Origin of the sequence: Mesorhizobium sp. M1E.F.Ca.ET.045.02.1.1 (genome assembly GCF_003952485.1) — a bacterium.
GTDB lineage: Bacteria > Pseudomonadota > Alphaproteobacteria > Rhizobiales > Rhizobiaceae > Mesorhizobium.
On sequence record NZ_CP034447.1, the window covers coordinates 388656 to 404067 of the forward strand.

10 protein-coding genes are annotated in these 15412 nt (G+C 58.1%); all 10 read right to left on the bottom strand.

The genetic code is table 11. The features are described 5' to 3' along the window. The 10 genes from EJ070_RS01830 to EJ070_RS01875 all read right to left on the bottom strand — a co-directional run bounded on the left by EJ070_RS01830 (position 1) and on the right by EJ070_RS01875 (position 15349). Positions 1–2064, bottom strand: a complete 2064-nt coding sequence (locus EJ070_RS01830) for an ABC transporter ATP-binding protein (RefSeq protein WP_126038166.1) — start codon at positions 2062–2064, stop codon at positions 1–3. Beyond that, a complete protein-coding gene (locus EJ070_RS01835) occupies positions 2057–2914 on the bottom strand; it encodes an ABC transporter permease (protein WP_126038163.1) in 858 nt (285 codons plus the stop codon). Before EJ070_RS01835 ends, EJ070_RS01830 begins: the two co-directional genes overlap by 8 nt. Further along, a complete protein-coding gene (locus EJ070_RS01840) occupies positions 2907–3863 on the bottom strand; it encodes an ABC transporter permease (RefSeq protein ID WP_126038160.1) in 957 nt (318 codons plus the stop codon). The genes EJ070_RS01835 and EJ070_RS01840 overlap by 8 nt, the downstream gene beginning before the upstream one ends. Before the next feature lie 91 nt (positions 3864–3954). Next, on the bottom strand, positions 3955–5619 hold the full coding sequence (locus tag EJ070_RS01845) for an ABC transporter substrate-binding protein (RefSeq protein ID WP_126038157.1): 1665 nt from the start codon (positions 5617–5619) through the stop codon (positions 3955–3957). A gap of 782 nt (positions 5620–6401) precedes the next feature. After that, the gene (locus EJ070_RS01850; RefSeq protein WP_126038154.1) at positions 6402–7652 is read right to left on the bottom strand and encodes a serine hydrolase; all 1251 of its coding nucleotides are present in this window, start codon (positions 7650–7652) and stop codon (positions 6402–6404) included. A 47-nt stretch (positions 7653–7699) separates the two neighbouring features. Beyond that, on the bottom strand, positions 7700–9298 hold the full coding sequence (locus EJ070_RS01855; RefSeq protein WP_126038151.1) for an ABC transporter substrate-binding protein: 1599 nt from the start codon (positions 9296–9298) through the stop codon (positions 7700–7702). A 992-nt stretch (positions 9299–10290) separates the two neighbouring features. Continuing rightward, entirely contained in the window at positions 10291–10974 is a 684-nt protein-coding gene (locus EJ070_RS01860) for a hypothetical protein (RefSeq protein WP_210211051.1), read from the bottom strand. Positions 10975–11171: 197 nt separating this feature from the next. Further along, positions 11172–12272 (bottom strand): M14 family metallopeptidase, encoded by a 1101-nt coding sequence (locus EJ070_RS01865; protein ID WP_126043837.1) that lies wholly within the window; start codon positions 12270–12272, stop codon positions 11172–11174. 3 nt (positions 12273–12275) lie between these two features. Continuing rightward, positions 12276–13454 (bottom strand): Xaa-Pro peptidase family protein, encoded by a 1179-nt coding sequence (locus EJ070_RS01870; RefSeq protein WP_126038145.1) that lies wholly within the window; start codon positions 13452–13454, stop codon positions 12276–12278. Between the two features lie 470 nt (positions 13455–13924). After that, positions 13925–15349 (bottom strand): amidase, encoded by a 1425-nt coding sequence (locus EJ070_RS01875; RefSeq protein ID WP_126038142.1) that lies wholly within the window; start codon positions 15347–15349, stop codon positions 13925–13927. Positions 15350–15412: the final 63 nt, after the last annotated feature.

A 15412-nucleotide genomic window follows, 5' to 3' on the forward strand; every position in this document is an offset into this window, starting at 1 on the left:
TCATGAGAGGGTCGCGACCGAGGGGGCACTTTGCACCGAACGCCTCGTGCTAGCACCGCCCTTGTTTTGTAGCTGAATGCGCATGAGATCTTTCGCACTGATGTGGCAACGGATGAAGTGGCCGGGCTCGGCCTCGGTAACTGGCGGCTCGGACACCTCGCAGATCCCGCCAATCTTTCGCGGGCATCTGCTTTGGAAGACGCACCCGGGCGGCGGGTTGGCGGCGGAGGGACTCTCGCCGGTGAGGCGGATACGGTTGGTTTGAGTGCCTCCTATGCTCGGGACAGCGGAAAGAAGCGCCTCGGTATATGGATGGTTTGGCCCTCCGAATACACGCTCAGATGGTCCCATCTCCATAACTCGGCCCAGATAAAGGACCGCAATCCGGTCTGAGAGGTATCGCACGACCCCTAGGTCGTGGGAGATGAACACGTAACTTACCGCCCGGGCTGCTTGAAGCTCAGTGAGAAGGTTGAGGATTGCTGCCTGGACCGAAACGTCAAGCGCAGAAGTAGGCTCGTCGCAGACTACGACGCGAGGATCGCCAGCGAAGCTTCTCGCTATGGCCACGCGCTGCTTGAGCCCCCCAGAAAGTTGCCTCGGGCGCAAAGTTAGATGTCGAGGCGACAATCGGACCGCCTCAACAAGATTGTCGAGACGCTTAGCCAAGTCGGTTCCCCGAAAGCCTCCGAGCCTGCGCAGTGCGCGACCAATGATACGTGCGACGGAGTGGGAGCGGTTCAAGGCCGAGTCTGGGTTTTGGAACACGATCTGCACCGCCTTTACCTCGTCCTCCCGTCGCCGCTCGAGACTACCGGCGAGGGGTCTGCCGTCGAGCTCAATGCTTCCGCCGGGGTCGGGCGGTACCAAGCCCAGGAGCATTCGGGCGAGCGTGGTTTTGCCCGAGCCCGACTCACCAACCAGGCCGAGTGTTTCGCCTGCCTGCAAGCTTAGTGAAACGTCGGTTACCACTCGGATGGCATGGTTTCCTTGACCGTAGGTCTTCGAGAGATTGCTAACCCGAAGTATCTGCGCGGCTTCGGATGGAGGCTTCGGAAGTACGTCGCCAGCCTCTATGCTGGGCGGAAGGTTAGCCGCCCGATCCGGGTAGTGGCAACGCACGAGCCGGCCGCCGCAGTCCTGTAGTTCAGGGATTTCTGCGCGACAGCGGCCGTCGGCGAGAGGACAACGCTTGACAAAGGGACAGCCGGAAAGCTGCGCGCCGGGCGGAGGTAGGAAGCCCGGAATAGACTCAAGCAGCCCATGAGTTTTTGTCTGCCCAGCATGCGGCATGCAACGCAGAAGTGCGACAGTGTAGGGATGACTCGGTGAACCGAATATGTCGCGTGCAGGCCCTTCCTCCACAAGCATCCCGGCATAAAGGACCCCAACCCGGTCACACATTTTAGCCACTACCGCGAGATTGTGGCTGATGAATAGGATGGAGGCGCCGATTTCATTCCGCAGATCAGCGACAAGGTCGAGCACCTCGGCTTCTACGGTGACGTCAAGACCGGTGGTCGGCTCGTCAAGAATCAGCATTGTCGGATCGTTTGCCAGAGCCATGGCGATCGCGACTCGCTGCTGCATCCCGCCTGAAAGCTGATGAGGATAGCGCTGCATCACTGAATCAGGATCGGCGATCCGCACCTTCTTCAGCATTTCGACCGCGCGAGGTTCGCGCTCTGCCGGCGGTACCCCCATCACTTCAAACACCTCCGCTAGCTGGCGGCCCACCTTTAGCGAAGGATTGAGTGCTTTACCGGGATCTTGGTAGACCATCGAGACCTTTTTTGCGCGCAGGCTCCGAAGCGCTTCAGGCCCAAGCTGCATGACATCAGCACCGTCGAGGTTGACCGATCCGCCGGTAATCTTGCCGTTACGCGGAAGATAGCGCACAACAGTGAGTGCCACCGTGGATTTGCCACAGCCGCTTTCGCCGACTAGCCCGTAAGCCTCTCCCGGTGCAATTTGCAAACTGACGTCGCGCACCACGGCGTGCTCCCGCTCCCCAGACCGGTACCCGACAGAGAGGCGATCCAGGGAGAGAGTCGGTTTAGTCATTGAGTGCTCCTTGCAGCCCGTCGGCCACCAAATTTATCCCGATCACAAGGCTGGCAATGGCTAGCGCATCAAACACCACGGCCCACCAATAACCTCCGCTGATCATTGAGTAGTTGGTCGATATTGACAGCCCCCAGTCAGGTGATGGCGGCTGTAAGCCGAAACCGATGAAGCTCAGTGTGGCGACTGCAAAGATCGCATAGCCAAGACGCACCGTGAATTCGACGAGGATGGGAGGGAGTATGTTGGGAAGAATTTCGACGAACATGATGTGCATGGAATTCTCATGACGGAGCTTGGCAGCCGCGATGTAATCGAGTTCACGCTCTGCGAGAACAGTAGAGCGGACAGTGCGGGCGATAACAGGGGCGAAAGACAGACCGATGACGATGATCACCGTTGTTTCTGAGGTACCCAGCGCGACGATCGCAAGTAGCGCAACAATGACCGACGGCATCGCCATCATCGCTTCGTTAAAGCGCGAGACGACGTCGTCTACAACACCTCGAAAATAGCCGGTTAGAAGACCGAGTACTGTGCCAACACCAGTCGCCAAGATCGTCGCCAGAGGCGCTACTGTAAGAATGTCTCGCGAACCGACAATGACCCGGGAAAAAATGTCACGGCCTAGTTGGTCAGTCCCGAACCAATGTTCTGCAGAGGGAGGTGCCAGCGCATTCAAGATATCGTCAGCCAGCGGATCATACGGCACAAGGTGCCGGCCGAGAACGGTACAAAGCGCCCAAAAAAGAACTATCGTCATGCCCGTCACAAAGGAGCCGGAGACGAACAGCGCCGCGAACACTTCGTGGATACGGCGTTGGCGGTGACTAGCGTCAACATCAGTCATTCGCCGTCTCCATCTGAATACGTGGGTTGAGAATGGAGTACAGGATATCGGCGAGCAAAGTCGCCACGGCATAGGTGATGCCTATAATCAGTACGCCCGCCTCCAGCATTGCGAAATCCTTGGCCTTGGCTGCCCTGAAAATCAGCGATCCGATCCCTTGGTATCGGAACAGCGTCTCCACCACGATAAGGCCGCCTATAAGGTAACCGGTCTGGCTAGCTATGACCGTAATCGTGGGCAGCAGTGCGTTCCTTAGTACGTGCCGCCAGATGACACGGCGCCAAGTCAGCCCCTTGAGGACGGCAGTGCGAGTATAGTCCGAGTCGAGCGCTTCGATCATGCTTGCGCGCGTCATTCGGGCAATGTAGCCGAACAGGACGAGAACGAGCGGAATGGCGGGCAAGATCACATAGTAGAGTTGGGTTAGGGGGCCCGCACCTTCCGGCCAAGCAGCAGAAATCGGTAGCCAGCGCAGCCAAACGCCAAAGATCATTATCAGCACAACGCCACTAACGAATTCCGGCATCACGGTCGCCGACAGCCCCCCCATGCTAATAACTCTGTCGATTGGCCTGTCAGCATTTAGGGCAGCCAGCACTCCTCCTAGAATGCCGAGCGGAACGACGAGCATGAAGGCCACCAACGCAAGCTTTAATGAATTGCCGAGGGCCTGCACTATGAAGGGCGCGACGGGCACCCCATAGATGTATGACTGGCCCATGTCGCCTTGAAGGAAATGCCATATCCACGTGCCGTATTGCTCGACGATCGGTCGATCGAGGCCAAACTGGCGATTCAGCGCATCTACGGCCTCCTGATCGGCCAAAGGGCCAAGGATAGTTCGGCCCACATTGCCGGGCAGAACCTGTCCGACAAAGAACACGAGGAGGCTCAGCAAAAACAGCGTGGTCAACGAAAAGGCGAAGCGCCTACCTAGGAAACGGCTCATTGGATCGTGCCCGGATGAGGTGGCGGAAAGATTGCTAATTCGGTCGGCCTGGTGACCAAGGCCGACCGACCGCGCATGTGCCTTACCCGCATTATGCCTTGCCCGCCTCCTGCAGGAAAAGTTGCCCCATGGCGGTCGGTTGGACGCCTACGATATGTTTCGCCATCGCTGTCAGATGGTCGAAGAAATAACCGTAGAGCACCGGCGTCTCCTCAAGCAAAAGCCGCTGGATTTGCCCTGCAACTTGGCGCTGCGATTCCAGATCAAGAGTTCCGATGTAGGATTTGGCCAGGGCGTCATATTCTCTGTTCTGGAGATTTGCTGAATTCCAAGAGCCGTCGCTTGTGAGTATCGCTGTTAAAAAGACGTTCGGCACCCCGCGGTGGCCGAAGTCAGCTATACCCATGACCGAGTCCCGCCACGGCGATTTGCCTCTTACCGCATCGCCGTAGAAAACATTCCGGTCCATAATGTCCAAAGTCAGATCGATGCCGATCTCCTTTACCCAGCGCTGGATCAGCTGCGCATAGGCCGGGATTTCCAGATACTGCTCGGTTGTAAGCGCTACTTGGAAGCCATTCTCCTTCCCTGCCGCCTTCATCAGTTCTCTGGCCTTTCGGATGTCCTGCTTGCGCTGCGGCACGCTCGGGTCCGCGGAGGGATAGACCGAGGCGAGGGGACTGTCGTTCCCGATAATGGCACGGTCTTTCATTAGACCCGTCTTGAGCTTTTCGCGGTCGAGACATAGGGACACCGCCTGACGGACGCGCGGGTCCTTGAACACCTCACTGTCGCATTGCATGTGAACTGGCTGATGCGCGGAAGACTTTATGGTCATAACGTTGACGCTAGGATCGTTCAGTAGCGCCACGCCGGCGAGCGCGGGAAGCTTGTTGATTATGTCTACCTCTCCAGCCTGCAACGCGAGTATTTGAGGCTGGATATCAGCGAAGAAGGTAAATTCTGTCCTTGCTGGCAGCGACTTACGTCCCCAGTACTCTTCATTCCGGATGAAGCTCGCGCCCACATTTCGGGTGTATTTGTGCAGTCTAAACGGTCCGGTACCGTCCCAAGCCGTCTCGTAGTGCCCGGGATAGCTGGCAGGCAGAATGATCGCATTATAGTTGTCTGACGAAACCAGGTAAGGAAAGTTGCCGTTCGGACCGTTGAGATGGAACTCGACGGTGTAATCGTCCACTTTGCGAGTAGCGCCCGACTGAAGGATGCCCTTGAACACCGAAAGTGCGTTCGAGGAATTCTTGGGATCAGCCAGGCGGTCCATGGTGGCGACGACATCGTCAGCTCTCATCTCGCCGCCAGAATGAAATTTGACGCCCTTGCGCAACGTGAAGGTCCAGACGGAGCCGTCCTCATTGGACTTCCAGCTTGTCGCAAGCGAGGGCCTTAGCAGCAAGTCGGGCCCATCCACGCAGAGGAACTCGCCGACCTGCTGGAGCATCAGGAACGCACCATAGTCACCCACCAGGACAGGGTCGATCTCCGCCTCCGGCGCTGTGCAGGCAACCCGAATGGTTGCGCCTGGCTGGCCCGCGGCCCGAGCTACGGACGGCGCGGCGCCCAAGCCAGTTGCCAGCCCGACCCGGCCAAGAAAGGGCAGCGACAGGCCAAGCAAACTGCCATGCCGCAAAAATTCGCGACGACTTACGCGACCATCGACGTACCCATCTATTAAGTGGTTTTCGGGAGGCGTAAGGCCAGCGCGAAGATTGTCGAGCCAACTAGCATTTCGTGTCATTGACGTTCCCTTCCTTATTTCTCTTTATCTGTCTTCACTGACGTCTGACTGCTCTTGTCGGCGGAGGCGAATGTATCACCTTCAATGCGTGTACTTGACAGCGACTCGCCCGGAATTCGACTATGGTCATCGGCTTCATTGGTCCGCACTAGTTTAACCGATCGATCGAACAGCCGACGCCGCAGGCAAGTGCTGTTCGGTCCGTCGACCGTCAAATATGGGTCCCTATTGGTCAAATACTGTTTCACTATTTTTGCTATCTCGCAGCCAGATAGATCTTGGAAGACGGTGACGCCCGCCTGCGTCTCTCTTGCTCTCTTGATTGAGTTCGAGCTTGAACGGCGCAAGAGTAAGCCCTTTGACACCATGCGCTCAGAGGCCGAGCGGGCGATGAAGCGCGCGTCGTTGTCCCGCCGCCGGGCCGGTGGACTAAGAAATGGCGCTCACGGATGGGGACCCCTCCCTCCGCTATCGACGAGGTAGCCTGGCCAACATGGAGCAAGATAAAATACTCCCGCCCGGTTTCGTCCAAACACAAGCCTTGAAGCGGCAGATCCTCGGCCGTCGACTGGACGCTGCGGTGCCTGCGCCAATAGCTTTTTCACGGGGCTCGACGAGTCCTTCGAGCTAAGATTGCTTTTTGAGGCGTTCCGAGCGCAAGCAGATCCAAAAGGCGATCAGAACGTCATCGGCGTTTCGACCACAATCGGTACGAATGCTCAAATTCTTCCCAACGTCTCTGGAATCTGGACTGCTCGACGCGAGCGTGCCCGTCGTGCGGGCTATGCACGCAGCATCCGCCCCAGTGCCAGCATTTGCGGGACAGTGATCGAGTCATTCCCAGCATTTGTCAGCAGCGGGTGCGACGCGAAGCGGGCGACCACCATCTCCGCCCTCGGCGCGACATATAGGCGCTGACCGTACATGCCCCGAGCTTCCAAGGCACCCAGCTCGTTGTGTGTCACCCACCACTGGCTGCGATACGAACAGCCGGGCTGCGGCACATTGGGGCACTTCTCGGACTCAACGCCCTTTTGCACCTCGTATACGACGGACGCGGGAATGAGCTGCTTTCCATTCCACTCGCCTTCGCGACGCATCAGCTCGCCGAAGCGCGCCAAGTCACGCAAGGTAGAGCTCAGGCCGCCGCAGACCATCGGCATGCCTCCCGAGTCGACGACAATGTAGGCATTCTCCTCGCAGCCCAGCGGCGCCCAAAGGCGCTCGTGCAGGAGCTGCGCGAACGAGCGGCCGGTCGCGCGCGCCATCACCCAAGCCATGACCTCCGTGTCAACGCACTTGTACGAGAACCGTTCGCCGTGCGCGCCTTCCTTGCGTATTGTGCGCAGATAGTCGCACAAAGTTTGCGGGCCGACGTAGCCGGGCGGCCGCCACCGATAGCCCACGGCTCGGCCAAACGCCCGAACACCAGAATGCTCGTCCGTATAATCACCTGTGTAGGCTAGACCCGTCTGCATATCCATTACCTGGCGCAGCGTAGCATCCTCCCAAGCGGTGCCGCGCAACTCGGGCAGGTAATACGAGATTACCTTACCCTCATCGAGCACGCCTTCGTGCACGAACGCTGCGGCAAGCGTGCCAGCGTACGATTTTGTGACCGACTGACACGAATGCGGAAGGTGCGGCTGAAGCGCGCCAAAATAGCGCTCATATACAATGCGGCCGCGGTGCAGCACCACGATGCCGTCGGTGTAGGTGTCGAACAGCGCCTCATCGAACCGGCGGCTACGCTCGTTCGGCTGGACGAAGGTGATCGCGTCGATGTCGGCCGCCTTCTCACTACGATCGAGCGGCGAAGGCCGCGCCTCCCCGCGCGACACATTCACAGTCGCCAAAAACTCGCGCATGTGTGACAGCGACCAGCGCCTCTGCGGGAACTCGAGAAAATTGTCACCTTCACGGTTAATGCGCTTGTCCGCGGGCGGCGGTGCACCACACATCCAGCCGAGTTTGCGCGGATCGGACGCGCGGCCGTCGAGATAGCGCTGTCCGTCGAATTCGAGCATACCCATCAAGAGACCCCCAGCCTCACGTTTGTCTATCGCAACCAGCGCGCTCCTCAGACCTTCTGCATGTTCCACATCGGGACGATCATTGGCATGCCAATTGAGCCAGTGAGAGTCTTGGCGCGCGCGATTGGCGAGACGTATTTCCCCAGCCTAACATCGCCGACAAAATCCCACCAAACTCGCTGCATCTTCCGAGCCAGTGCCTCGCGTTCTTCGAGCGTTTCGACATTTGACCATTCGGCCCGAAGAGCCTCATATTCGTCGCTCTTCGGCCAGCCGTACCAAGCCTTGTCGCCATTAGCGGTTAGCATGGGTTCAGTGAGCGGATTGCCGAGGGAATAATCGGGTTCGTCCGTGATGAAGATGCTCCAGCCGCCGTCCCCGATGGGGCCCTTGTTCGCCCGGCGTGTAACAACTCCACCCCAATCGCTCGGTGCAAGCTCGGCGTTGACCCCGATCTTCCGCAGCGCCGCCGCCAATAGCTGCGAGGCATTGCTGGCTCCCGACCAATCTGTCGGCTGGAGAATGACGACCTTCTCACCGGCATAACCGGCCTCTTTGAAGAGTTGCTTCGCTTTTTCCGGATCGCCGCCCTTCTTATACCATCCCGTGTTTTCGTCGTTAGATACAGGTGTATCGTTGCCGAATATTGAAGTCACGGGGCGGCCATAGTTCGGGTTCATGACGCGCATGAAAGCTTCCTGATCGATCAGGTGGAGGACGGCTTGTCGCGTCTTGACGTTATCAAATGGCTTTTGCAGAAAATTCATGCGCAGGACCACGTCCCAGCCCGCCTTGTCCAGAACCTGAAGTTCAAGATTGGGATCACTCTCGATCAATGTGTGAAGATCGGCTGGTGGCGACTCAAAGTAATCAATCTCGCCTGCTTGCAGGGCTGCCAAAGCTGTCTGCTGATCGCTTATGTTATCCCAGGTGACGCGATTGACCTTGACGATCTTCCCGCCGGCGAATCCATCGGGCGGGTTATTGCGCGGTACGTACTGTTCATTTCGGTCATAGGCAAAGCTCGCGCCAGGCCTGGCAAGAGCCTCATTGAACTTGAACGGTCCTGATCCGATATTCGTGCTCACCTGTTCGGTCGCAGGGTGATTAGCGTCCTTCTCGCGCATGATGAACAGGCACGGCGTCGTAAGGTCCGCCAGGATATGGATCAAAAGTCTAAGTGGCTCTCTGAGTGAGATCGTGAAGGTCTTGTCATCCTTCTTCGAAATATCCTTCGCTCGTTCCATGATCAGTTGTCCGCCGGGAGCCACCTGGGCCCAGCGGCGGATCGAGGCCACACAGTCCGCCGCAGTGACGGGAGTGCCGTCGTGCCAGCCTAGGCCATCCCGCACCTCGAGCGTATATGTCTTCTTGTCGTCGGATACGCCCCACTTTCCCACCATTTGAGGCTGCGGCATAAACTTGGAGTCGAGTGCGAACAGCGTGTCGTAAATTGCCGCGCCATGGTCAGCGGTGATGCTAGCCGTCGTCCAGATCGGATCGAAGACACGGAGTTCTCCGGTCTTCACCATGCGGACCATCTGTGCGGCGGTTGGCGCTGTCTGTGCCCGCAGAATCGAAGGGATCGATACAACCGTTCCTGCGGCCATGCCGATCTTAATGAGGTCGCGTCGAGAAATCGTCATCTTCTAGTTCCTCCCCTTTGAGCCACTGGCGCGGTTAATCCGCACCTATCAGTGCTGTTGACGCTACGCGTGAGGCATTTCGATCTCAAAAGGGCAGACCCTCATTCTCCCGCGAATGACCTGACCACGAGACAACATCCTGAAATGGGTAGCATCTCGGCACGGAGAGCTTGCGCCAAAATGCGGTGGCTACTGAAATGCGAGCCGCACACGGGCGGCGTGCTTTGAAATGTGGTCAGCATCTGCATGCCGCATGCGGCTTCTCATCTTCGGGCGGACACGTACGAGCCGCTAGACGTCATGTTCCCGGTCAGCAGCGGTGGCCGGTTCTTCGTGTGGGAACGAGGGTTGCTCCGGGCAAGCCGAGTCTCGTGCATCGGGGGCGGACCACGGGAGAGTAGAGCGAGGCGTTTGTCGCATTCGCCGTCGCGCAGCGAAGCACGCGTGGCTGTCGCCGAGGGGCCGGAGGGGGCCGGTTTCTCGGCGGGGTTGAGAACAGCGCGGCGGCAATCGAGCTGACGCTCAAAAGCTGGTGAGGCGACATGGCCGGCTCCATGTCTGTTTCGAAGCTGGCCCGTCCGGTTACCGGGAGCCTGGCCAGCTTGCATGGTGGTCGCTCCGGCCCTTGTTTTCCCGAGGTGCTCCTGGGGGAGCGCGTCAAGACCAACCGTCGGGGTGCTGTCACGCTGGAGCTGACGGGGGTCTGGGTTCCCGGCGCTGTCCACGCCGCGCCAACTCGCCGCCGGCGCCGATCGGCGTGCCGTCGGCGCGCCAACACGCGGCCCTAGTCATGCACCGTTCGCATCGAACCGGATTGCACTCATCCCGCCGCCAATGTTGCCAACTGCCGCCACATGACCGCGGTCGCGCATTGCCCCAGCACACCTTTCCGGCACCGAAGCCTCTACGCAATCGCAGCGTCCAGCGCCGCTGCGCCTCCAACGACTTGGCCCAGCGCACCACGTTCGCGGGAACCGGCGCGTTGTTGGACGTCACACAGGGGGACTGACTTCTATAAGCATCTTTGCGAGAGTTACGAAGTCTGCGACCAACAAGCCAGTGTCGCGCCGAACTGCTTCTGCTGCGAGTGTGAAGCCGGCGCATTCGAAAACGAGTGCACCTACCGTTGGCTCCGCATTCAAAAGCGATTTCGCCCCCGCCAGTACATCGGCTGTGATAAGGTCGGGAGTGGCGTCGGGGAAGGTGTCTGCAAGCCGCTGCCACGTTAAAGAGCCTTCGATACCGCCAATTGCTACGTCTATCTCGGTTGACGACCATCCGGCCCCAATGAGATGGCGTTCAGCAAGTTTGGTAGAGTCATAGGTCAGAATTCCTACTTTGCGCCCCAAAGGCAGACTCTTGGCGACAAGCGGCACGAGCGCGAGGCTCGACATCACAACAGGTACAGAAACCGCTGCCGCTACTTCGGCTTGATGCAGTGAGCTGAAGCCGCAGTTGGTGGTTATGGCTGCCACACCCTCGCTCTCCAGCTTTTGTGCTCCACGGATGTAGGCATCCTTTACTGATCGATCGCCAGCCACAAGCCTGGCCACGTTTGCACCTTCGACGGTCAGGCACTTGATCGGAAATTGATGTGTTTCGGGCGCGCACAGCGCTCCGGGATGACCGATCGGTCTATTTTCGAGTTCCAAAATCCCCAAAGTCTTGTTATTCACGGCGCGTCTCCTGATCGGAACATTTTTCTAACCGTTGCCTTAGATTGCACCGGGCGGCTTGGCTCGACTGCTGCCGTGACGTGGTAGATGTTGTGGCAGTGCCTTTGGCGCGCAAGCTAGGTACACACACCAATCGCCCTCCCTCGCGCCACTATCATGCCTCACGTGCATGACGTCGCTCGATAACGCGCCAACCTTCAAAACTGTGCAGGCCACTCAAACATTTGGCGATGCACCTGGCGGCTGCGCCAAATGATCATTTCCCGCCAGTCCGCTGATCTCGGATCGTAGTGTTCGCGAAGACGTAGGCGGATAGCTCCTGCGAGTTTGGGGTCTACATCTGAATTTTTTGCCAACCAGTGGTCCTCTCGCAGGACACGTCGACCGTTCTCAGGATCAAACGTGCCGAATTCAAGCGCCACATACACGTGCCGTTCACCAAGCAGCCGCTGCCAAAATTCATCAATACAGCCACGTATCGGCACTGACGACGACGTCCCGAGATCCGGCGAAGTGACCGATCGACCGAACATTGCCAACGCACGCTCATATCCAGCCAAGCCAGAGGGCTGCTCAGTCTGAAGCTCTCCGTAGCCGAAGGGGCCAAGACCCGTATGTGTGTCAACAATCACTACCCGATCTCGTGACTTCAGATCAAAGTCCTCGGCAATATTCTCTAGCATTAAACGAGAATGGCTGGGACCGAACCCTCCAAAGAACACACCATTGGGGTGGCTGTACTGGCCAGCCTTCCTCGCTGTTTGAAACGCGACTTCGCCTCTTTCCTTGCGGAATTCCTCAATAGCCCTCTCGGAAGCCTCGAACACCGGCCCCTCGACTTCTGCCGGGACCAGGTAATCTGCAAGTGCGTCGTAACCGGGATTGGCTGGAACAGGTTGCGAAAAGTCTACGAAGTTTCGATTTAGATCGCAGCCCTCCTCCGTCACGCGGCGATTCCATGCAAACCCGTAAGGGTTGAGTGCATGTATCATCAGCATCGCTTGGCCCGGCGTCAGCGAGTCCGCAATGCCCCTCCGCGTCCAGTCCACCTGTCCAGCGGAGCCGCAGTAGCCCTCGACGCCGTGAGTGGCCGAGATCAATATGCCGAGATGATGTGCTTCTGGATCGCCAAACCAAGCGACGTCAGTGAACAGTTCCTCGCCTCCGGGTCCCCGGGCTGGCGATTTATATGATCTGGCTGACTTGGCTGAATCAGCGAGCTTCAGGAACTTCTCGCGCGCTTCGAAATACGTCTCTGAGAAGCTCTCTGAGACGTCATGCAGTATCTCGTCTCGCATCATTCAGTCCTTAACAATCAGCTCACGAGCGGTTCTGGTAAGCGCCTCATAACCACCGTTAGTAACAACAAACGACTGGGTGATCGTGATGCCTGTGTCTTTGAGCCAAAGGCCGGCCATCAAGTGGAGTGCCACCCCGGGCTGAAGAACTGTGTGATCTCCTCGACGAATACTTGCCGTACGCTCGCCCCAGGTCGGCGTATAGGCGACTCCTATCGAATATCCCAACCGGTTCTCTTTCTCGATGCCGTGAGCGCTCATAGTCTTCCGCCATGCCAGTTCGATCTCTTCGCATGTCGCTCCCGGCCGCACCACATCAAGGGATGCGTCGATGCCTTCAATGACGTGGGACGCCAAATCACGGTAACTTTGAGGCGGTTCACCAAAGTAAATCGTGCGGCTCATCGGAGCATGGTAGCGTAGCCGGCAGCCGGAAATTTCGATATTTGCAACAGAGTTGGGGTCAATAGGGCGATCACTGAAAATCGGGTGAGCTTCACGAGCTCGTGCGCCGAACCCCATATGAGGCGGGCTAGTCGCGGGAAGCCCACCGAAAGACTCGGTTCCCGACATTTGTGCGTGGTAGATGGCTGCCGCCACGTCGCACTCTCTTACACCGGGAGCGGCGACTTCAACAGCGCGAGCCATCATGCGCTCGGTGATCTCGCCTGCTTGTCGCATATATGCGACTTCTTCGCCGCTCTTCACAAACCGCACCCAGTTCACAAGAAGTTCGGCGTCCTTGAAGTGAACGTTGGGCATTGCCTTCACAAACTCCGCGTGGTCTCGAGCCGTGTAGTAGTAGGCACCCATCTCAACTCCCACTACATTCGCGCTTGGCGATTCCTGCAGTATCATTTCGGCAATGAACTGTGACGCGTGCCGATCCGCAGCTTGAACATAGACATCGGGATACGGGATTATGCGGTCGGCTGGGAGGTAGGTCGTGACATGCGCGGTTGCCGAGTCAACCAGTCTCCCAATCCACAGGGGCAACTCAACATCTTGGAACACGATTAATGCCTGAACAGTATAAAATGACCAAGCGTCGTATCCACTTAGATAATATAAGTTCGCTGGCTCCGTGACGACAAGTACATCTAGACCAACTTCCGCCATACGCTTCTTTACGCGGTCCAGTCGCGACCTGTACTCAGCTTCGGAAAAATTTAGAACGCGCATTCAATCACCCAAAAGAGTTTTCGACTGGCAAAAACTGGAGAGACCAGCGCTGACAGGTCGAGGCTTGCCATTGCTTTGCCGAGCGTTACGGTGCGGCGACAGCGCGAACTGTATGAATGCAACCGACAAAGTCCAATACAGATACGAGGGTCCGTTCATCGCGAATCGAGATTGAAGTAGGTAACCGGTGCTGCGGCCCTTCGATTATCTGCCTAAGGGGCCCTACTCGGAGTCTTTGACATCTGCACCCCGTGGACGAGCGGCTCCGGATAAGCCGAAGGTCTCGCCCAGGCCATGGGTGTTCGACTTAGCCGCGGAAGTACCAAGACCGGACATCTACGGGCACAAGCCCGCGATTAGCCGTGCAGAGAAGTGATTTTGTTGCTTGATGGAGAACTTATGCGACAACATCGCGTTGGTCACGAACATTGCTAGCATTCAGATTGGAAACTGTGGAGGGGGATCGTCAGCTACCCTGCTCGAACCTTTGGTCGCCGGACGCTCCAGGGTCTTGCCTCCTCCAGATCACGTGCAACACGGACCAGTGTGGCCTCGTCGCCAAACCGGCCGACGATCTGAAGACCGATCGGCAGCCCGCTGGCGCTTTGCGCCAAAGGCAACGACACCGCAGGTTGTCCGGTGACGTTGAATACGCCAGTGTACTGACATATCGCCGTATCCGCTTCCACATATTCCTCTGCGGAGACCGCCGGGTTTGTCGCAGAATAGATGCCGCCATGCGGCACGGCCACGATTGGCATTGTGGGCGTCAGCAGAATGTCGAAGGCATGGATCGCCTCGCCCACACGGAAACGCATTCTGCGGAGCACCTCTTGTAAGTCCACCGCTCGGGAAGGAGGTAAACTGCGGCTAAATTTATAACGTTTAAGACTGACCGGCTCCAAGGTGTCCGCAGTGATAGTGCGCTCCATGGCCCGCGCCGCTATTTCGAGCGAACTCGCGGTCGTTGGGACGAGATAAAGTTTGCTGTAATCGACGGGCTCATATGGCGGGTCGATGTCTGTTACCATGTGCCCCATCTCCTGCAGAAGCGTTGCCGCCCCCTCAACAGCGTGCAGCACCTCGTGATCGAGGTTAACGCGCCCCCAACTCGTTCTCGCGACCCCGACCCGAAGACGACCGGTGGGCTGTGAGAGCTCCTCCACATAAGGACGGTTCGGCTGGACAATGATAAAGGGATCACCGGGATGGGGACCGGAAAAGACGTCCAGCGCGGCGGCCATATCACGCACTGTCCGACATAATACAAACTCCCGAACTAGGCCGGACCCTGCGTCCTGACGGTCCGGGCCGCCGGAAATGCGTCCGCGGGAAGGGTTCAGCCCGACAAGACCGCACCACGAAGCCGGGATGCGAGTTGAACCGCCGCCGTCGCTGCCATGGGCAATAGGAGTAATGCCGGCGGCCACCGCCGCTGCCGCTCCTCCTGAAGAGCCTCCCGCAGAGCGTGCCAAATCCCATGGATTGCGGGTGATGCCATTGAGACTGGATTCGGTCATGACCGTAGACCCAAGCTCGGGCGTTGTTGTTCTTCCGACACACCGGAGACCTCCGGCTCGGGCTCGACGAAAAAAATAGCTGTCGATCTGGGGACGAAAGCCTTTGAACAGCCGGCTTCCCTTTTCCTGGAGGCGGCCAGCTTCGGTGGCCCCGATATCCTTGCGCAAGAAAGGCACGCCATGGAAGGGCCCACCGTCCGCGCCGGCAACATTTTCAGCATCTTCGTAAAACTCGATGACAGCGTTGACGCGCGGATTAACCTCATCATAAGCCTCGCGAGCTAGCTCCGTTAATTCGAGAGGCGTCACTTCGCCGGCGCGTGAGAGAGAGGCCAAACCGGTGGCATCGTGCTCGACGTATTCACTTAGCTTCATTTGCAGCTATCCTCTCACCCTTTGCCTGCTGTCGGGCAGAAGGCATTGGCACGCACAGCGCGA